Below are 18,747 nucleotides of genomic sequence, written 5' to 3' on the forward strand. Positions count from 1 at the left end.
CCAGAAGGAACACGATGAGCGCCCTACTGACGCGTGACTCCGTCGCCGCGTGCGTGCGACGGATCCTGGCCCAGCGGATCCCGGCCGACGTCGGCCACATCCGTGAGGACGAACCCCTGGTCGGTGAGGTGCTTCAGCTCAACTCCCTCGCGGTACTGAGTGTTCTCGTCGAGTTGGAGGACGAGTTGGGGGTCCAGTTCACCGACGACGTGCTCGTCGGGCGCTGGTTCGAGACGGTGCGGGATCTCATCGACATCGTGCTGACCGGGGCCCCCGATGGACGCTGAGCTCTTCGACTGCCTCCAGGTCAACCTGGCGGCGCACGCCGACCGGCTGCACGGTGCCGGCACCCATCTCCTGCTCGGCGCCGGGCTGCGGTTCAGGCCCGCGCCGGGGCCCCTCGGGCTTCCCACGGTGGAGCGCGGCGTACGCGCGCAGCTGACGGAGGCCACCCGGCGCCTCGGACTCGTGGCGGGCGAGCCGCACACCGCCGCCTCGGCGGCGGACCTCACCCCCGCCGACGGCTGCTATGTCGTCGCCGACGCCTTCCACCTGCCCTGGTTGCCGTACCACCGGCAACGCCACATGGAGCACAGCTTCCTGCTGGAGAACGACGGTACGGACGGCGTGCTCATCCGCGACAGCTACCACAACGAGACGCCCTGGGGCATCGCGAGACCGGGCCGGTGGACGCTGACCCGGCAGGAGTTCGCCGCCGCCGTCCCCGGCCCCGCGCTGGCGGTGCGGCTCAGGGCAGCACAGCCGGGAGCCGGGCACGGCGGCCCGCCCGCCGCGGCCGAGCCCGAGACGGACTTCGCGGACCCGTCCGCGGTGGACGCCTACGCCGACGCCTACCGGCAACACCCCGACCGCGCGGCCGCGTTGACGCGGCTGACCCTGGAGACCTGGCTGCTCGCCAGGGCCCGCGAACTGCACGCCGCCTACCTGTGCCACACCGGGCGGCTCCCGGACGGCGACGCGCTCCAGGCGCATCTCACGGCCTGGAAGAAGCTGACCGAGCAGGTCTACCTCGCACACCGCCGGGTGGAGCGCGGCCGTCCGGAACCCCAGGGCCTCACCGACCGGCTCGCCGCGCTCCTCCACGCCGACCCGCGGCTCTTCGGGCACGGCGCGGAGCCCGCGTCGGCCGCCTCCGCTGCCCGGAAGACGGAGCCGCGGCCCCCCGGCGTACCGGAGGGGCTGCGGCGTGCGGTCGCCGCCACGGCCGCCCGGGTGCTCGGCACCGACGAGGCCACCCTGCTCGCCGGCGCGGCCTTCGACTCCGTGCCGTCCTTCAGCTCCTTCCGGGTCGTGGAGATCGTCGAGCGGCTGGAGAGCGAACTGGGCATCGAGTTCGCCGCCGACGACCTGGCCCCCGAGAACCTGCACCATGTCGACGCCGTCTGCCGCGTCGTCCAACGATCGAACGATGGCGGCGCACCCCGTGCGCTCGCCCTTGACGGAGAGGGCCGATGAACTTCCCGACGTCCACCGCACAGGCGGCCCCGCCGAGCGCCACCACCATGCACGAACTGCTCGACACCGCGGCCCGGCTGCACCCCGAAGCCCCCGCCGTCACCAGCGGCGAGCACCACGTCAGCTACTCCGAACTGGACGCCGCCAGCCGCCGACTCGCCGTCTGGATGAACGAGTTGGGGCTGCGCAGGGGCGAGCGCCTGATCATCGCCGGCGGCCCCGGAGTGCTGCAGTCCGTCCTCGTGTACGCCGCCTCCCGGGCGGGTGTCGCCTTCTCACTGCTGCACGAACAGGTGCGCGGCGCGGCCCTCGACCACGTCCTCGGCGACTGCGAGCCCGCGCTCCTGGTGAGCGACCACAGCGAGTCGCTGGCCGCCGCCACACTCCGGGGCGTGCGCGCGCACCACGCCGAGGACGTCGCCCGCCGGGCCTTCGACGCGAAGGCACCGCTCGGCCCGCTGCCGGCCGCGCCGCTGCCGGTCGACCCGTTCTGCCTGATCTACACCTCCGGCACCACGGCGCTTCCGAAGGCCGTGGTCAGCACCCACCAGCAGGCGGTGTTCGCGGTACGGGCGATACAGCGGGTGCTCGGCTACCGGTCCGACGACGTGATCTACAGCCCGCTGCCGCAGTCCTTCGATTACGGCCTCTACCAGCTCTTCCTCGCCACGAGCAGCGGCGCGCACCTCTGGCTCGGCCGGCCGGCCGAGGTCGGGCCGCGGCTCCTGACGAACCTGCTGCGCGCCGGGGCGACCGTCCTGCCCGCCGTCCCCGCCGTCGCCGACGCCCTGGCCCGGCTGCTGCGCCGGGCCGGCGCCGACCGCACCCCCCGGCTGCGGATGCTGACGAACACCGGCGCCGCGATGCCGCAGCAGGCCCTCACCGCGCTGCGCGAGGCCGTCCCCGGGCTCCGGGTGCATCTGATGTTCGGCCTCACCGAGTGCAAGCGCGCCACCATCATGCCCGCGGACGAGGACCTCGTACGGCCCGGTGCGAGCGGCCGGGCGCTGCCCGGCACCGAGGTGTTCGTCGTCGACGACGCCGGCCGTCGCCTGCCGCCCGGCGAGATCGGGGAGATCACCGTACGAGGCCCTCATGTCATGGCCGGGTACTGGCGCCGCCCCGAACTGACCGCCCAGCGGTTCCACCGTGCGGAAGGCCTCTTCCCCGAGCTGCGCACGGGCGACTACGGCTGGCTCGACGAGGACGGCTTCCTGTACTTCAGCGGACGCCGCGACGACCTCTACAAGACGAACGGCTTCCGGGTGAGCGCCACCGAGGTGGAGGCGGCCGCGCGCCGCGTGCCCGGAGTGGAGGCCGCGGCCGTGCTCGCCCCGGAGGGCGACCGGGCCGCCCGGCTCTTCGTACAGGTCACCGGCGAGCTCACCGGAGCCGATGTGCTGCTGCGCATGCGGGAGCAGATCGAGGAGTTCAAGATTCCGCGCGGCTGCCTGGTCATCGACGCCCTGCCGCTGACCGGCAACGGCAAGACCGACCGCAAGGCGCTCGTCGCCCTGGAGGAAGGGGCCAGCCGTGTCCACACCCGCTGACGCCGCGTCCCGGCCCGCCCCTCAGGAGGGCGCGGCCTTGCTGCCCGTCCCGCTGGAGGACCTCGCGGACGTACCGACCCCCGCCTACGTCTACGACCTCGCCGAAGTCCGCCGCAACCAGGCGCGGTTGCGGGCCTCCCTGCCCGAGCGGGCCGGCCTGTACTACTCGCTGAAGGCCAACCCGCACCCCGCGCTGCTGCGCACCCTGCGCGAAGGCGGCGCCAGGCCCGAGGTGTGCTCCACCGGCGAACTCACCGCCGCGCTGGAGGCGGGCTGGGCCGCCGACACGGTGCTGTACACAGGCCCCGGAAAGCGTGACGCGGAGATCACCGACGCGCTGGAGCGCGGCGTACGGTTCTTCTCCGTCGACTCGCCGCACGCCATCGAGCAACTGAGCCGCCTGGCGGAGGAGTCCGGGGCCCCCGCCCGCTGTCTGCTGCGGATCAACGACGACGAGCCGGTGCCGGGGCAGGGCCTCGCGATGACCGGGGTGGCCTCGCAGTTCGGTGCGGACGCCGGCTGGGTCCTCGCCGAACCCGCCCGGTTCGCGAACCGGCCGCACGCCCGCGTCGTCGGCCTGCACCTGTACATGGGCAGCAACCTCGGCGAAGTCGACGCCCTGGAGGCGCAGTTCGCCCGCGCCCTGCGCACCGCGCGGACTCTCGACGCCACCCTGTCCGCGCACGGGGTGCGCTGCGAGGTGCTCGACCTCGGCGGCGGCTTCGGCGCGCCCTTCGCCCGCGCCGGCCACGCCCCCGACCTGCGGGCCCTGCGGCCCCGCCTGGAGGCACTGTTCGACGAGGAGATACCCGGCTGGCGCGACGGCGGCCCCGAGGTCGTCTTCGAGTCCGGGCGCCACCTCGTCGGGACCGCGGGCACCCTGCTCACGGCCGTACTCGACGTCAAGCGCTCGCACGGCAAGGACATCGTGGTCCTCGAATCCGGCATCAACCACCTGGGCGGCATGGCGGGGATGCGGCGGCTCCCCCCGCTCAACCCGACCCTGGTCGCCGCCCAGGAGCCGCGGGAAGCAGAGGAGTTGACGGCTCTCGTCGCGGGACCCCTGTGCACCCCCCTCGACACCTGGTCCCGTGCCGCGCGGCTGCCCGCGCTGCGCCCGCACGACCTGGTCGCCGTGCCCAACGTCGGCGCCTACGGCCTGTCGGCGAGCCTCGTCGCCTTCCTCGGGCATCCACTGCCCGCGGAGGCCGTGGTCGACAGCGACCGCCCGGGGACGCCCCCGGAGATATCCCGTACCACCCTTATCAGGCAAGGAGTCATGGACTGATGGACGCTCGTTTCATTGAACTGCTCACCCCTTCCCTCAAGTTCCTGGGCGAGCACGAGATCGGCGCGGATTCCTCCCTGCGCGATCTCGGGCTCGACTCGATGCAGGCCATCGAGCTGCTCTTCGCGATCGAGGACACCTTCGAGGTGACACTCCCGGACGACGACATGAACGACGCGACGTTCGCCACGGCGGGCAGCCTGTGGCAGGCGATCGACGCGGCACTGACGGCCCAGGGCGTGGCGGCGTGACGCTCACCGAGCTCGAAGAGGCCGTCGACGCCGACGTGCGGTGGGCCGACCGGGTCGCCGCCGTGGCGGCCGTCGCCGCCGAGCACGCGGCGCGCAGGGACCAGGACGCGTCCTTCCCCGCCGAAGCGCTCACCGAACTGCGCCGCACCCGGCTGCTCGGCCTGCTGGTGCCACGGGAGTACGGCGGACTCGGCGGCACCGTCGCCGACCTGGTCGAGGCGGGCATCACGCTCGGCAGGGCCGACACGTCCGTAGCGATGATCTTCGCGATGCACTGCCAGCAGACCGAGGCCGTGGTCCGCCACGGCAGCGCACGGCTGCGCGCCGAACTCCTGCCGCGGATCGCCGCCGGCCAGGTGTACCTTGCCTCGGTCACCACCGAGGCGGGCAAGGGCGGCCACCTGCTCACCTCGCGGGCGGCGCTCGCCACCGCGGGCGACGAGCTCGTCATCGACCGCTTCGCGCCCATCGTCACCGGTGGCGGCCACGCCGACGGATTCCTGGTCACCATGCTCGCCCCCGGCGCCGCGGGGCCCGGCCAGGTCTCCCTCGTCTACGCGGACCGGGCACAGCTCGACATCCGGCCCTCCGGGGAGTGGCAGCCCCTGGGCATGCGGGCCAGCCACAGCGGAGCGCTCCAGCTGACCGGCACGGTGCCGGCCCATCACGTCATCGGCGAGCACGGGCAGTTCCACACCGTCGCCGCCACCGTGTTCGGGCCGCTCGCGCACCTGGGCTGGTCGGCGTGTTGGCTGGGCACGGCGGCCGGAGCGCTCTCGCGGGTGCTGAAGCTGCTCCGCTCCCCGCAGGGCCGGGGAAGCACGGACCTGTCCTCCGAGCTGCTGCTCACGCGTCTGTCGAAGGTCCGCCAGCGCTTGGACACCGTGCACGCCCTGCTCACCAGGACGCGGCAGACCGTCCAGGACAGTCCGGACCTGAGCGTGCCCCGTGTGCAGCTCCAGCTCAACGCCCTCAAGATCACCGCGGCCGAGATGTGCCACAGCGCGGTCGACGAGCTGGTGACCGCGGCCGGCATGCGTCACGGCTACCTCAAGAACTCGCCGACCCGCCTGGAGCAGGCGCTGCGCGATCTGCGCTCGGCCGCACTGAACTACAGCAACGACCGCCTGCACCTGGCGGACGGCAGGCTCGCACTCCTCGATCCGGAGGTGCGCTTTGTCTGACGACGGAACCGACCCGTCTCTCCGCGACGGCATCCACCCGTCTCTCCGTGACGGCTTCCGGGCGGCGGTCGGGCGGGCCCTGGAACCGCTGTCCGGGGACGCCACGCTCCCGCGGGTGTGCGGTGCGCTCGGCGCCGCCGGAATCCTCGCCGGGGTCTACCGACGCACGGGCCGTGACGGACCCGTCGCCGACCCGGGACGGCTAGGGGCGCTGCTGGCCGCCACGGATGCCCGGGGCGACAACGGCGTCACGCTCGGCGTGCTGGTGCAGACGGCGAGCGCGGTGCCCCTACTGGGGTCCGCCCCGGCGGGATCGCCCGCGGCACGGGTGTACGAGGAGACGCTGCGCGGGGCGACGACCGTGGCCCTCGCCGCCACGGACGCCGCGGCCCCCGGCTCGGACCTGGCCGGACTCGGCACCGAAGTAAGCGCGAGCGGCGGTGAGTTGACACTTACCGGCGGCAAGCGGTGGGCCACCGGCGCCTGCGTGGCCGGCCATCTCCTGGTCCTCGCCAGGCACCGGCCGGGCCGCCACTTCACCAGCTTCACCTGGGTGCTCGTCCCCGCGGACGCGCCCGGCGTCGAGATCGTGGACGCGGCGACGGACCTGCTGCCCGGATCGGCCACCGGCCACATCCGGTTCGACTCCGTCCGGCTCCCCGCCGACCACGTCATCGGCAGGCAGGGGCGCGGGATGGCCGCCTTCGCCCGGCACATGGGCACCGAGCGGCTCGCCGGCGCGCAGTGGGCCGTCGCGCTCACCGGCAGAGTCCTCGCCCAGACACTCGACGTACTCCAAGGGCGCAGCGTCGACGGCGTACCCCTGTGGCACAACGACGTGGTGCGCCGCGACTTCGCGGCCTGCCTCGTCAAGGTCTCCGGCCTTCGCGCCCTGTACGAGACGCATGCGCGACGCATCGTCGAGGAGCAGGATCTGGCGGCCGCGGCCCTCCTGAAGTCCGCCGTGGGCCTGGCCGCGGACGAGGTGCTCGCCTGCTGTGCGCAGCTCCAGGGAGCGGACGGGTTCCTGCGCGGCCGCGCGCAGCAGATCCGGGCCGAGGCCGCCGTCCTCGGCATCGGCGGCGGGGCCACCGGACTGCTGCTCGGCAACGTCGCCGACGGCGCGGAACCGCTCCTGGAGAGGCTGCGCGCATGACCGCCACCGCCTGGCGGGCCGTGGAGGTGGCCGACCGGACCTGGGTGCTCAGCGGCCCGCAGGACGACCTTCCCGCCGGGGCCGCGCCCACCGAGGACGACCTGCGGCAGGCGCGCGGGCTGCCCCGCTGGCGCGCCGAGGAGTTCACCGCGAGCCGGGCGGTGCTGCGCCGCCTGCTGCGCCAGGTGCGCGCCGACCTCGTCGGCGCGGCGGTGCGCAAGGACCGGCGCGGCCGGCCGATCCTCGACGGGCACCCCGGCGTCGGGATCAGCGTCTCCCACGACGGCGGCACCATCGCCGCCGCCGTGGGGCCGGGGCGGCGTGTCGGCGTCGACGTCCAACTGCCGCCCGAGCCGCTCTCGGACGCATTGGTGCGCCGGTGTCTGCGGGGCCGCGCCCCCCAGGTGTCCGCCCTGCCGGAACCCGACAGGTCCACCGAGTTCGCCCGCGTGTGGACCGTGCAGGAGGCCTGCGTGAAGGCGGAGGGCACCGGGCTCGCCGGCAGCCCCTGGACGATCGACGTGGAACCGGGCCGCGACAGGGGCCACTGGGGCCCCTACCGCTGGGTGAGCCTGCGCCGCTCGCCGATCCCTCTGAGCTGTGCCTTCACGGACCTGGAGCGATGATGACGACGACGACCCTCACGGCCTCGCCACCGCGCCTGAGCTGCTACACCACGAACCTGGTCGCCTACCTGTCCGCGGACCTGCCCGACGCCGGACGGCACTTCGCCGCATCCGTACGACTCGCCGTCCGCACCGGCCTGCCACCGGGCCGGCTGGCCTTCTCCCACCACACCCGGGTCGACACGGCGACGGGCCTCGGCCCGCTCGCCTACCGGAGCGCCGCCGACCGGCAGCGGGCCCATGCCGGGCTCGCCCGCGAACTCGCCCTGCGCGGCCGGGTTCTCGCCGTCGGCAACACCCGCCACCTGCCCTGGTCGCCGGGGTACGGCCGCGCCGACGCGCCGCACTGGCTGCTCCTGCACGACCACCGCGACGGGTGCTGGCTGGTCGCCGACCACTTCACCGCCCTCACACCGCACGGCCCGCAGGAGCCCTACCTGGGCTGGCTGGACGGAGACGAACTGACCCTGGCCCTCACACCGGTGCCCGACCCGGCGCCGGAGGTCGCGCTGCGGGACAGGCTCGCCCTGGGCAGCGCCGCCCCGGTGCCCGGCCCCGGCCACTTCCGGTGGCTGGAGCGGGAGCCGGCGGCGGACGGGACCTGTCCGGCCCCCGACGCCCCGGAAGCCACCGTTCTCGGCACCGGGGCCACCGCGCCCGACGAGGGGAGCTGGCTGTTCGGTCTGCCCGACGTCCTCTCGTACGTACGCGACGTGCTCGTCGCCGAACCGACGGCGCCCGGCCGGTACGCCGACGACCTGTGGGCGGCGGGCTGTCACCACGCCCACCGCCTGACCGTGCTCGCCGAGTCCGGCGCCATGAGCCGCGCGGACGTGGACACGCTGACCGCCCTCTGGGCCGAACTGCCGCGCGCCCTGCGCTTCGCGGCCCAGTCCGCCGAGCGCGGACGCCCGCGTGCGGGGCTTGTGGGCGCGGCCTTCGACAGGCTGCTCGACGCGCTCCGGCCGCTCCCGGACGACCTGCACACCCCCGCATTCCCAGCGCTCCCGGCGCCCCCGCACACCCTGGAAGGACAGCAGTGAAGGAGACCCTGTACGAGTGGTTCGCGGCGTCGGTCGCCGCGCACCCGCACGAACCCGCCCTCGAGGTGGGCACGGACCGCCTGACCTACGGGCAACTGGACGCGCTGGCCGAGCGCCTCGCCGCCGAGCTGGTCGCGGCCCACGGCGGTGTGCCCGACCGGGTCGGGCTGCTCGCCGAGCGCAGCGCCACGGCCTACGCCGGGTACCTGGCGGTGCAGCGCCTCGGCGCCACCGTCGTGCCGCTCAACCCCGCCTTCCCGGCGGCCCGTACCGAGGCCGTGGTGACGGCGGGCCGCCTCGGCCTCGTCCTCGCCGAGGAGCGGGGGAGCGCGGCCGGCCTCTCCGTTCCCGTCCTCGTACCGGACCTGACGGCGCCGCACGCCCGTGCGTTGCCGGAGCTTTCCCCATACCGCGCCACCCCGGACGGCATCGCGTACGTGCTGTTCACCTCCGGCTCGACGGGCAGGCCGAAGGGCGTGCCGATCCGGCACCGCGAGGTGTGCGCGTATCTCTCGCACGTCGTGGAGCGGTACGAGGTGCGGCCGGGCAGCCGTGTCTCACAGACCTTCGATCTGACCTTCGACCTCTCGGTCTTCGACATGTTCACCGCCTGGGGCGGCGGCGGCACTCTGGTGGTGCCGGACCGGGGGGACCTGATGGCGCCCGTGCGTTGGGCCGCCCGGCAGGAGCTGACCCACTGGTTCTCCGTACCGTCGATGGTCTCCTACGCGAGCCGTATGCGCTCCCTGGGCCCCGACCGGATGCCCTCCTTGCGCTGGAGCCTCTTCTGCGGTGAGCCACTGACCGTGCAGCAGGCACGTGCCTGGGCCGGCGCGGCGCCGAACAGCACGCTGGAGAACCTGTACGGGCCGACCGAGCTCACCATCAGCTGCGCCCAGTTCAGGCTTCCGGCCGACCCCGACGCGTGGCCGGAGACCGGCAACGGCACCGTTCCCGTCGGGCAGCTCTATCCGGGGCTCGAACACCGGATCCTGGACGAGCGGGGCCGGCCCGCCGACCAGGGCGAGCTGGTCGTGCGCGGCGCCCAGCGGTTTCCCGGCTACCTCGACCCGGCCGACAACGCGGGCCGGTTCGTGCGGTACGCCGAGGGCGGGTCGACGGCCGCGGAGAGCTACGAGGGCGACGGGCCGCTGACCGACGAGCACTGGTACCGCACCGGGGACCGAGTCCGCCGTGCCGGCCCCGAAACCGGGCTCGTCCACCTCGGCCGGCTCGACCAGCAGGTCAAGGTGCGCGGCTACCGGGTGGAACTCGGCGAGATCGAGGCCGTGTTGCGCGCACAGCCAGGAGTGGGTGACGCGGTCGTCGTCGCGGTCGCGGGACACGGCGGCGAGACCGTACTGGAGGCGGTCTGCACGGGGAGCGGTCCGGACCCGGACGACCTGGCCCGCGCGCTGCGGGCGCGGCTGCCCGCGTACATGGTGCCGCGCGGCATCGCGGTCTTCGCCGAGCTGCCGCTCAACGACAACGGCAAGATCGACCGGAAGGTCCTGGCCGCGAGCCTGAAGGCCCGTCATGGCTGAACCCACGCTGGTCCCCGGCAGCCCGCCGCTCGCGCTCCTGGACGACGCCTCGCCCGCGGTCACCGCGGACGGCTACCGCGCCGCCGTCTCCAGACTGCCCACCGGAGTCACCGTCATCACCGCGAGCGGGCCCGAAGGCCCGGTCGGCTGCACGGCCAACGCGGTCATGTCGCTCTCCCTGGAGCCGCCGAGCCTCCTGGTCTCCCTGGGCGGCCGGAGCGCCACCCTGGAGCGGATCCGGGCGGCGGGCTCCTTCGCCGTGAACGTGCTGACCTGGTCCGACCGCGCGCTCACCCGGAAGTTCGCCACCGGTACGGCGGCCGAACGGTTCGCCGGGGTCGGCTGGGACCTCATGCACCAGGTCCCCGTCCTCAGCCGGTCCGCCGCGGCGATGGTGTGCGAGGTCCACGAGCTGGTGCCCCTGTTCGACCACACGCTCGTGGTCGGCACGGTCACGTGGGCGCAGGCGGGCGAGGCGGACCCGGCCGTGTACTACGGCAACGAGCTGCGCGCGCTACGGCCCGTGGATCTGGCGAGTGGATCTGAGAAGCGGACCTGAGAAGCGGATCTGAGAAGCGGACCTGACTAAGTGACACAGCGCGCCTTCTGTCGCCGCCCCGGCGGAATTTAGCGTCATGCGCATGGCAACAGAGACCCCGACCCCGTCCCCGACCCCGTCCCCGTCCCCGACCCCGTCCCCGTCCCCGACCCCGACCGTGACCGAGACGCGGGACGTCGACACGTCCTCCCGAGCGGATCGCCCGCTGCTCAGGATCCTGACCAGCAAGGCGCCCCCGAGGCCGGCGTGGAAGGGGCTGATCCCCGCCACCCTGTGCGCCGTGGCCGCCCTGCTGGCCCTGGTGGGTCTCGGTGCCCTGGCGCATCAGGTGCTGCTCGTGCCGCCGCTGGCCGCCAGCGCCGCGCTGATCTTCGGCGCCCCGGCGCTCCCGCTGTCGCAGCCGCGCAGCGTCGTGGGAGGGCAACTGCTCTCCGCAGGCACCGGTTTCGTCGTACTCGCCGTGGGCGGTGGCTCGATGGCCGCCGCCGCGGTGGCGGGGGGACTCGCGCTCGGCGTGATGGTGGTGGCGCGTACCCCGCACTCACCCGCCGCGGCCACCGCGGTGATCGTCGTCCTGACGGAGCCGGCGGTGCTGCCCTTCCTGTCGCTGCTGGCCCTGGCGGCCGTCGTGCTGGTCGTCATCGGCATGGCGGCGGGCCTGAACCGGGCCGCCCCCTCCTACCCGTCCTACTGGTGGTAGTCCAGGCCGTCCGGTCATACACCGAATCCCGCACCGCGTCGCTCGCGGTGCGGGATTCGGTGTATGACCGGACGATCGGTCAGGCGATGGATCAGGCAACGGTGACAGCCGGTGGGCCGATCCGCCGGGCCAGTTCGAGGGTGGCCGCGAGAGCCGGCGGGAGCCAGGTCTGCTGGTTCCAGACCATGCGCACGACGTGGCGTTCACCGGGCACGCCCTCGACCACGCCCACCTCGCCGTTCTCGATCTCCCGGGCCGCCGACTCCCGTGGCAGGACCGCGATGCACGGGCCGTTCCTGAGGAGTTCGAGCGCACCCTGCACGGACGCTATCGACATGAATTCCGTACCCAGCGAGTAGGTGCCTTCGATGGCTGACCTGAATTTTTCGAGAGAGCTGTCGTCGGAATCCACGTGCAGCAGCCGAACAGTGCTGTGCCGGGCCTTTACCTGCCACTCGGTGAGCGAATTTTCCGCGTTTCCTTCAGAAGTCTCTTCGAGCAGTCCGATGAGTTCTCGTCCGGCCACCGCCACCACATCCACGGAGCGCAGGTCCTCGATGTGCAGACCGGCCGGTACATTCGCGCCGCGGTTCGGCGGCTCAAGAATCAGCCCCATGTCAAGACGTCCGGCGGATATCTCTTCCGTGATGCGCTGCGAATCCATTCCCGCCGGCGCGAGCTCCAGCTTCGGATAGCGGTATCTGCATTCCCAGACGAGCCGGGTCAGCTCCTGGTCGACGGAGAGCGGGGAGGCGCCCACGGACACCCGCCCGCTGACCTCGCGGCCGTCGGCCAGCGACGTGGTCAACTCGTCGACCAGGCCGAGCAGCCGCACCGCGTAGCCGTGGAAGGTCTCGCCGTCCGGCGTGGGGCGCACCCCGTGGTAGAGGCGTTGGAAAAGTGAGGTGCCGACCTGTGATTCCAGCGCCCGTATATGGGCCGCCGCGGTCGACTGCGAGTAACCCAGATTGCGTCCGGCCCGCGTGATGCTGCCGGTGCGCACCACCTCCAGGAAAGTTCTCACCTGGTACAGCGTAATTTCCATGGTCGCCCCTCCGGCCATTGATATATCCGCCCATTCTGCTGGGTCACGGATGCCCGCGTCACCGGCTGCCGGATGACTTAGTCAACTTCAGGGCGTGCGGTTCTTCCGTTGCCCCCCATCGAACACCGGCCCGTTGTGTGACCTTCCGCCCCGGATAGATTTCTTTTCGAGAAGCGATTCCCGTCGCAACCGAAAAGGAAAGCAGGAACATGTCCGAGATCGAGTACATCAAGAACGTCTTCCGCAGCGGGTTCGAGCTGACCGACATCGAGTGGACGTCCTGGCAGGAACCCGGGCGGGCCGGCGTCGAGCACCACGTGCTGTGGGCGCCGGACACCGAGAGCGGTGAGGACTCGGTCGGCCTGCTCCTCCGCTTCCCGCCGACGGCCCACGGCGACTTCCACGAGCACCTCGGGTATGAGCTGATGCTCGTCCTCGACGGTCAGCTGGACCACAGCGACGGCGCCTCGTACGTCAAGGGCGACCTGGTCGTCGAGGGCCCCGGCACCCAGCACCAGATGTCCAGCGCCGCCGGCTGCACCGTCCTCGCCGTCCGCACCCGCCCGGCGCGGGCGCGGGTGCCGCAGGGCCCGATCCGCGCGGTCGCCTCCGTCTGAGCGACCGGCTTTCACCAGGCCGGCGCCCAGCCGCCAGGCCACCGTCACCGAACAACGGCTCGTCGAATGAGAGAGGTTCATGCACTCGCCCGCACCGACAGGCGACGCCCCGCCCGATGTCCGGGACAGCGGCCGGCGCGTCCTGGTCTCCAGCGTCTCCTCGGACTCCCACACGTGGAATCTGGTCTTCCTCCAGCTCATGCTGGAAGAGCTGGGACACGAAGTGATCAATCTCGGCTCCTGTGTCCCCGATGAGCTGCTGATCGAGGAGTGCCGTCGTACCGCCCCCGACATGGTGGTGATCAGCAGCGTCAACGGGCACGGCCATCTGGACGGCCGCCGGCTCATCGGCCGGCTGCGCGCCGAGCCCGGACTGAGCGGGCTGCCCGTCGTCATCGGCGGCAAGCTCGGCACCCGCGGCGCGGAGAACCGCGCGTACGGACCGGAGTTGATCGCCGCGGGCTTCGACGCGGTCTTCGAGGACACCGCGGGCGTCGCCCCGTTCCGCAGGTATCTCGCGGAGGCCGGCAGGCCGGGGCTCGACCCCGCCCCGCGCCCCACCCCCGTCCCCACCCGCACCCCCGCTCTCGTCGCTTCGGGAGAGACCGTATGAGGACGAATACGTTGCTCGCGGCCGGTGCCCCGGCCGCCGTGCGGCGGCGCTCCACCACGCCCTTCGGGGCGGCGGTGGCCGCCGCCGCGGCGGCCGGCCGGCTCGTGGTCCAGCCCCGCATGGGCTTCCCCGACGTGGCCGGCATGCTCACCGGCCTGCGGGCGGTGACCGCGGCCGACGCCACCACCGTCGGCACCGTGACGCTCGACAGCTACACCCGGGTCGGCGACCACGCGTCGGCGCGCAAGGCCCTCGACGAGGGGAGCGACCTCAACGGCTTCCCGATCGTGGCGCACGGCGCCGATGTCACCCGCGACATGATCGCCCGGGTGGGCGGCGGCGCCGACTTCGCCATCCAGGTCCGGCACGGTTCGCCGCTGCCGCTGGGCATCGTGCAGGCCCTGCTGGACGCGGGGCTCGACGCGACCGAGGGCGGCCCGGTCTCGTACTGCCTGCCCTACAGCCGCACCCCGCTCGCCGAAGCCGTGACCGCCTGGGCGGACAGCTGCGAGCTGCTCGCGGAGCAGGTCGACGGCGCCCACCTGGAGAGCTTCGGCGGCTGCATGCTCGGCCAGCTGTGCCCACCCGGACTGCTGGTGGCCATCTCCGTGCTGGAAGGGATGTTCTTCAAGCAGCACGGCCTGCGCAGCGTGTCGTTGAGCTACGCCCAGGGGACCAGCTTCGCCCAGGACGTCGACGCGATCGGGGCCATGCGCCGTCTCGCGGGCGAACTCCTCGGCGATCTGCAGTGGCACGTCGTGCTCTACACCTACATGGGCGTGTTCCCCCGGACACCGGCCGGAGCGCTGTCCCTGCTGCGGGACAGCGCCGTGCTCGCCGCGGTGACCGGCACCGAGCGGATGATCGTCAAGACCCCCGCCGAGGCCCATCGCATCCCCACCGTGGCCGACAACATCCAGGCCCTCCAGGAAGCGGCACGCGCGGCGGAGTCGGCCGCTCGGCTGCCGCTGGACGCCCTGGGCGCCGCCGCCGCGGACCCCGCGGGCGACAACCCGGTCTACGCCGAGGCGCGCGCCCTCATCGACGCCGTCCTCAACCTGGACGCGGACATCGGGACGGCCCTCCTCAAGGCCTTCGCCAAGGGCTACTTGGACGTGCCCTACTGCCTGCACGCCGACAACGCCCAGCGCTCCCGCAGCTACATAGCCGGCGACGGCACCCTCCAATGGCAGTCCGCCGGGTCGATGCCGATCACCACGACCGCCCCGGCCGGAGCGCGTCAACTGCGCGCCGACGCCTTTCTGGACATGCTCAGTTTTGTGCAACGGCGGTACGACGACGCCGCGTTGGAGGAACTCCCGACGGCCGGCCCCTCCGCCCTCCTCTCCACCGCCCTCTTGAAGGACTGAATCGAACGTGCCCGAAGAAAGCAGCAGACGCCCCACCCTCACCATCGCGGTCATCGGCACCGGCCCGCGCGGCATCTCCGTACTGGAGCGGCTCGCCGTCCGGCTGGCGGAGGGCGAACTCGCCGACCACACCGTACGTATCCATGTCATCGACGCGACCGAGCCGGGCGCCGGACGCGTCTGGCGCACCGACCAGGACGAGTGGTTCACCATGAACACCGTCGTCGGCCAGGTGACGATGTACTCCGGCGTCCCCGACGGGGGCCCGGTCCGGCCCGGCGCGGGACCGTCCCTCGGGCAGTGGATCGCCCGGCGCGCCGCCACCCACGGCGAACCCGCGCTGGACGCCGACGACTACGCCTCCCGGCGCCGGTACGGCCAGTACCTGCGCTCCGTCTACCGGACGATCCTCGACCACCTACCGACGAACGTCGAAGTGACCGAGACCCGCGGCTCGGTCACCTCCGTCGTCGCCGCCTCACGCGGCGGCTACGCCCTCGAACTCGACTGCCCGCCCTACCTGATCGACGCCGACAAGGTCCTCCTCGCCACCGGACACCCCAGGAACGCCCCGGACCCGCACGAGGCCGAGCTCCTCGACTTCGCGGAACGCCACCCCGGCATCACGTACCTGTGCGGCGACTCCGCGGCGGACATGCCGCTCTCCGTGCGGGATATCGCCCCCGGCAGCACCGTCGGCATCCGGGGCATGGGCCTGTCGTTCTACGACGTGATGCTCTCCCTCACGGTCGGCCGCGGCGGCACCTTCGAGCAGGCCGGGGACGGCCGGCTCCGTTACGTGCCCAGCGGCCTCGAACCCAGGATCGTCACCGGCTCGCGCAGTGGCCTGCCGATCCCGGCCCGCGGCAGGAACCAGAAGGAGCCCGACCACACCTTCCGGCCGCGCTTCCTCACCAAGGAGGCCGTCGCCGCGGCCCGGAAGCGCCGGTACTCGGCCACCGGCAGCGACAGGCTGCGCTTCGACGAGGACGTACTGCCCCTGCTCCTGAAGGACCTCGACCATGTGTACCGCTCCGCACACCGGGCGTCGGGAGCCACACAACCGCTGCCGCCACTCGACCTGCACGCGCTGGCCCGCCCCTTCAAGGACGCCCGGTTCGACTCTCCCGCGGCATTCCGCGATCGGCTCGTGGAGACCATGCGTGAGGACCTGGCGCAGGCCGCCCTGGGCAACGTAGCGGGCCCGCTCAAGGCGGCGCTCGACGTGCTGCGCGACATCCGCAACGTCGTCAGGGAAGCCGTGGACTTCGGCGGACTCCACCCCGACTCGCACGCGGAGGAGTTCCAGCGCGACTTCGTGCCGGTCAACGCGCTGCTCTCGGCCGGCCCGCCCATCGAGCGGGTGGAGCAGCTCCTCACCCTCGTCGAAAGCGGCGTGGTGGAGGTGGCCGGGCCCGCCACGCGGTTCACGGCGGACGAGGCCACGGGTCGCTTCCGGATCGGCTCGCCCCAGGTGGCCGGGTCCGACCGCGCCGCCGAGACGCTCATCGACGCCCGTATCCCCACCCCGAATCTGCACCGCGACGTCTCCCCGCTGGCCCGGTCCCTGAGGGCCGAGGGCCTGGTGAGCGAGTTCATCCACGAGGAACCGGTCTCCGGCCGCACCCGCGCCACCGGAGGCCTGAACGTGACCATGGCGCCTTTCCACGTCGTCTCCGCCGACGGGACGGTCCGCTACGGCCTGTACGCCCTCGGCATCCCGACCGAGCACACCCGCTGGTTCACCCAGGTCGGCAGCGGCAAGCCGGGACTGAACACCCTGTTCCGGCAGGACGCCGACGCCATCGCCCTCGACATGCTGCGCGCGGCCCGCGACGCGGCCAGGGCCGAACCGGCCACGCTCGTCGCGGGGCGTGCGGCATGAGCGTGCACAGCCCCGAGGGGAGCCGGGCCTTCCGCGCCGCCCGCGATGTCCTGCTCGACCACCACGGTGACCTCACCGGCGCGCGGAACGTCTTCTCCTGGCCCAGCCTCACCCACTTCAACTGGGCCTTCGACTGGTTCGACGTCTTGGCCGAGGGCAACGCGAAGACGGCCCTGCACCTCGTCGGACCCGGCACGACGGACGACGAGCTCATCTCCTACGACGAGTTGTTCCTCCGCTCCGACCAAGTCGCGCACTGGCTGCGCCACTTGGGCGTGCGGCGCGGGGACCGGATCCTGATCGCCCTCTACAACGGCCGGACGCTGTGGGAGACCATGCTGGCGGCGATCAAGCTGGGCGCGGTGGTGGTCCCCACCTACGCCACCGCGACACCGGACGACCTCGCCGACCGGCTGTCGCGGGCCAAGGTGAAGCACGTCCTCACCGACGCCTCACTGACCGGCCGCTTCGCCGGCACGCCGGGCGACTGGACCCGCATCGCCACAGGCGAGCGGGTCCCGGGCTGGCTGTCGTACGAGGACTCGTGGACCGCGTCCGGCGAGCGGTTCGTGCCGGAGGTCCTCACCCGCGCCAGTGATCCGCTGTTCCTCTACTTCACCTCGGGCACCACCTCACGGCCCAAGATGGTGGCGCACACCCACAGCAGCTATCCGGTGGGCCATCTGTCCGGCATGTTCTGGAACGGACTGCGCCCCGGCGACACCCACCTGAACATCTCCGCGCCGGGCTGGGCCAAGCACGCCTGGAGCTCCTTCTTCGTGCCGTGGAACGCGGAGGCCACCGTGGTCGCGCTCACCGACCCGCGGCCCGCCGCCGCCGACATCCTCGACGCGCTGCGCACCCGCTCCGTCACCAGCTTCTGCGCCCCGCCCACCATCTGGCGCGGCCTGCTCGCCGAAGGCCTCGGCACGGTGCCGCCGGTGCTGCGGGAGGCCACCTGCGCCGGGGAGCCGCTGGAGGCGTCCCTCGTCGACCGGGTCGCGGGGGCCTGGGGCGTCCAGGTGCGGGACGGCTACGGCCAGACCGAGACCACCGCGCAGCTCGGCCACATATCCGGGGCCCGCACCGCGCCCGGCACGATGGGCAGTGTCCTGCCGGGATACGACGTGGTGGTCGTCGACCCCGCCTCCGGCCTGCCCACCGCGCCCGGCGCCACCGGCGAGCTCTGCCTGGAACTGACCAACCGGCCCATGGGCCTGATGACCGGATACCTCGACGACGAGGAGAAGACCGCGCGGGCGTTCGCGGACGGCCGGTACCACACGGGAGACCTGGTCTCCCTGGGCGTCGACGGGGCGCTGCGCTACGCGGGCCGGGACGACGACATGTTCAAGTCGTTCGACCACCGCATCTCCCCGCTGGAGCTGGAGCGCGTGTTGCTGCGGCACCCCGCGGTGGCGCAGGCCGCCGTGGTCCCGGTGCCGGACCCCGTGGGCCTGTGGGTGCCGAAGGCCTTCGTGGTCCTCGCCCCCGACTGGCTCGACCGGGACGGGGCGGCCGGGGCGCTGCTCGACTTCGCGGCCACCGAACTGCCACCGGAGCAGGCCGTCAGGGTCGTCGAGATCGCCGCACGGCTGCCGATGACGGTGTCGGGCAAGGTGCGGCGGGCCGCGCTGCGCGCGTCCGGGACGCTCGGCGGACCGGAGGTCCGCGCCGAGCTCGTCTGACGCCCGCCGCCCAGGGGCCCGGCCGCGATGTCCGCGGCCGGGCCCCCGGACGTGTGGGCCGCCCCCCCATGGTGGGCGGCCCACACCCCGATCCCCGTACGGCATCCGATTCGCCCCCCGGCGGCGGGCGCCCCGGTGCGGCAGCCACCGGT

Annotated in this window: 18 protein-coding genes; 17 read left to right on the plus strand and 1 reads right to left on the minus strand. The window is 73.0% G+C overall.

All coding sequences use genetic code 11. The features are described 5' to 3' along the window. Window positions 1–14: 14 nt before the first annotated feature. The 12 genes from ACF062_RS07335 to ACF062_RS07390 all read left to right on the plus strand — a co-directional run bounded on the left by ACF062_RS07335 (window position 15) and on the right by ACF062_RS07390 (window position 11,377). Entirely contained in the window at window positions 15–287 is a 273-nt protein-coding gene (locus ACF062_RS07335; protein ID WP_320589720.1) for an acyl carrier protein, read from the plus strand. Continuing rightward, window positions 277–1,476 carry a hypothetical protein gene (locus tag ACF062_RS07340; RefSeq protein ID WP_392136816.1) on the plus strand — a complete coding sequence of 400 codons (1,200 nt, stop codon included), beginning with the start codon at window positions 277–279 and terminating at the stop codon, window positions 1,474–1,476. The genes ACF062_RS07335 and ACF062_RS07340 overlap by 11 nt, the downstream gene beginning before the upstream one ends. Then, window positions 1,473–3,026 (plus strand): class I adenylate-forming enzyme family protein, encoded by a 1,554-nt coding sequence (locus tag ACF062_RS07345; protein ID WP_392136817.1) that lies wholly within the window; start codon window positions 1,473–1,475, stop codon window positions 3,024–3,026. The genes ACF062_RS07340 and ACF062_RS07345 overlap by 4 nt, the downstream gene beginning before the upstream one ends. Then, window positions 3,010–4,314, plus strand: a complete 1,305-nt coding sequence (locus ACF062_RS07350; protein ID WP_392136818.1) for an alanine racemase — start codon at window positions 3,010–3,012, stop codon at window positions 4,312–4,314. The genes ACF062_RS07345 and ACF062_RS07350 overlap by 17 nt, the downstream gene beginning before the upstream one ends. After that, a complete protein-coding gene (locus ACF062_RS07355; RefSeq protein WP_392136819.1) occupies window positions 4,314–4,565 on the plus strand; it encodes an acyl carrier protein in 252 nt (83 codons plus the stop codon). The genes ACF062_RS07350 and ACF062_RS07355 overlap by 1 nt, the downstream gene beginning before the upstream one ends. Continuing rightward, on the plus strand, window positions 4,562–5,749 hold the full coding sequence (locus ACF062_RS07360) for an acyl-CoA dehydrogenase family protein (RefSeq protein ID WP_392136820.1): 1,188 nt from the start codon (window positions 4,562–4,564) through the stop codon (window positions 5,747–5,749). Before ACF062_RS07355 ends, ACF062_RS07360 begins: the two co-directional genes overlap by 4 nt. Next, complete coding sequence (locus ACF062_RS07365) at window positions 5,742–6,905, plus strand: acyl-CoA dehydrogenase family protein (RefSeq protein ID WP_392136821.1); 1,164 nt, start codon at window positions 5,742–5,744, stop codon at window positions 6,903–6,905. The genes ACF062_RS07360 and ACF062_RS07365 overlap by 8 nt, the downstream gene beginning before the upstream one ends. Next, complete coding sequence (locus ACF062_RS07370; protein WP_392136822.1) at window positions 6,902–7,531, plus strand: 4'-phosphopantetheinyl transferase family protein; 630 nt, start codon at window positions 6,902–6,904, stop codon at window positions 7,529–7,531. Before ACF062_RS07365 ends, ACF062_RS07370 begins: the two co-directional genes overlap by 4 nt. After that, a complete protein-coding gene (locus ACF062_RS07375; protein WP_392136823.1) occupies window positions 7,531–8,574 on the plus strand; it encodes a hypothetical protein in 1,044 nt (347 codons plus the stop codon). Before ACF062_RS07370 ends, ACF062_RS07375 begins: the two co-directional genes overlap by 1 nt. Beyond that, the gene (locus tag ACF062_RS07380; RefSeq protein ID WP_392136824.1) at window positions 8,571–10,118 is read left to right on the plus strand and encodes an amino acid adenylation domain-containing protein; all 1,548 of its coding nucleotides are present in this window, start codon (window positions 8,571–8,573) and stop codon (window positions 10,116–10,118) included. The genes ACF062_RS07375 and ACF062_RS07380 overlap by 4 nt, the downstream gene beginning before the upstream one ends. Further along, a complete protein-coding gene (locus ACF062_RS07385) occupies window positions 10,111–10,677 on the plus strand; it encodes a flavin reductase family protein (RefSeq protein ID WP_392136825.1) in 567 nt (188 codons plus the stop codon). Before ACF062_RS07380 ends, ACF062_RS07385 begins: the two co-directional genes overlap by 8 nt. Before the next feature lie 82 nt (window positions 10,678–10,759). Then, window positions 10,760–11,377, plus strand: a complete 618-nt coding sequence (locus ACF062_RS07390; RefSeq protein ID WP_392136826.1) for an HPP family protein — start codon at window positions 10,760–10,762, stop codon at window positions 11,375–11,377. 91 nt (window positions 11,378–11,468) lie between these two features. Here the strand turns inward: ACF062_RS07390 and ACF062_RS07395 are convergent, their stop codons facing one another. Then, window positions 11,469–12,422, minus strand: a complete 954-nt coding sequence (locus ACF062_RS07395) for a LysR family transcriptional regulator (RefSeq protein WP_392136827.1) — start codon at window positions 12,420–12,422, stop codon at window positions 11,469–11,471. 209 nt (window positions 12,423–12,631) lie between these two features. On the opposite strand from ACF062_RS07395, the gene ACF062_RS07400 reads away from it, so the two are divergent. From ACF062_RS07400 to ACF062_RS07420, 5 genes are all read left to right on the plus strand, one after another. Beyond that, entirely contained in the window at window positions 12,632–13,039 is a 408-nt protein-coding gene (locus ACF062_RS07400; protein WP_392136828.1) for a cupin domain-containing protein, read from the plus strand. A gap of 79 nt (window positions 13,040–13,118) precedes the next feature. Beyond that, on the plus strand, window positions 13,119–13,652 hold the full coding sequence (locus ACF062_RS07405) for a cobalamin B12-binding domain-containing protein (protein WP_392136829.1): 534 nt from the start codon (window positions 13,119–13,121) through the stop codon (window positions 13,650–13,652). Further along, a complete protein-coding gene (locus ACF062_RS07410; RefSeq protein ID WP_392136830.1) occupies window positions 13,649–15,022 on the plus strand; it encodes a methylaspartate mutase in 1,374 nt (457 codons plus the stop codon). Before ACF062_RS07405 ends, ACF062_RS07410 begins: the two co-directional genes overlap by 4 nt. Before the next feature lie 7 nt (window positions 15,023–15,029). Continuing rightward, complete coding sequence (locus ACF062_RS07415) at window positions 15,030–16,907, plus strand: FAD/NAD(P)-binding protein (protein WP_392136831.1); 1,878 nt, start codon at window positions 15,030–15,032, stop codon at window positions 16,905–16,907. Next, window positions 16,904–18,595 carry an AMP-binding protein gene (locus tag ACF062_RS07420; protein WP_392136832.1) on the plus strand — a complete coding sequence of 564 codons (1,692 nt, stop codon included), beginning with the start codon at window positions 16,904–16,906 and terminating at the stop codon, window positions 18,593–18,595. The genes ACF062_RS07415 and ACF062_RS07420 overlap by 4 nt, the downstream gene beginning before the upstream one ends. Window positions 18,596–18,747: the final 152 nt, after the last annotated feature.

Source organism: Streptomyces sp. NPDC015345 (assembly GCF_043078805.1).
Taxonomy (GTDB): domain Bacteria; phylum Actinomycetota; class Actinomycetes; order Streptomycetales; family Streptomycetaceae; genus Streptomyces.

Bases quoted from the DNA above. Each gene is read 5' to 3' on its own strand.
- ACF062_RS07355 (WP_392136819.1), top strand. From the start codon at position 4,314: ATGGACGCTCGTTTCATTGAACTGCTCACCCCTTCCCTCAAGTTCCTG.
- ACF062_RS07370 (WP_392136822.1), top strand. From the start codon at position 6,902: ATGACCGCCACCGCCTGGCGGGCCGTGGAGGTGGCCGACCGGACCTGG.
- ACF062_RS07420 (WP_392136832.1), top strand. From the start codon at position 16,904: ATGAGCGTGCACAGCCCCGAGGGGAGCCGGGCCTTCCGCGCCGCCCGC.
- ACF062_RS07405 (WP_392136829.1), top strand. From the start codon at position 13,119: ATGCACTCGCCCGCACCGACAGGCGACGCCCCGCCCGATGTCCGGGAC.
- ACF062_RS07390 (WP_392136826.1), top strand. From the start codon at position 10,760: ATGGCAACAGAGACCCCGACCCCGTCCCCGACCCCGTCCCCGTCCCCG.
- ACF062_RS07400 (WP_392136828.1), top strand. From the start codon at position 12,632: ATGTCCGAGATCGAGTACATCAAGAACGTCTTCCGCAGCGGGTTCGAG.
- ACF062_RS07335 (WP_320589720.1), top strand. From the start codon at position 15: ATGAGCGCCCTACTGACGCGTGACTCCGTCGCCGCGTGCGTGCGACGG.
- ACF062_RS07385 (WP_392136825.1), top strand. From the start codon at position 10,111: ATGGCTGAACCCACGCTGGTCCCCGGCAGCCCGCCGCTCGCGCTCCTG.
- ACF062_RS07340 (WP_392136816.1), top strand. From the start codon at position 277: ATGGACGCTGAGCTCTTCGACTGCCTCCAGGTCAACCTGGCGGCGCAC.
- ACF062_RS07395 (WP_392136827.1), bottom strand. From the start codon at position 12,422: ATGGAAATTACGCTGTACCAGGTGAGAACTTTCCTGGAGGTGGTGCGC.
- ACF062_RS07375 (WP_392136823.1), top strand. From the start codon at position 7,531: ATGACGACGACGACCCTCACGGCCTCGCCACCGCGCCTGAGCTGCTAC.
- ACF062_RS07410 (WP_392136830.1), top strand. From the start codon at position 13,649: ATGAGGACGAATACGTTGCTCGCGGCCGGTGCCCCGGCCGCCGTGCGG.
- ACF062_RS07345 (WP_392136817.1), top strand. From the start codon at position 1,473: ATGAACTTCCCGACGTCCACCGCACAGGCGGCCCCGCCGAGCGCCACC.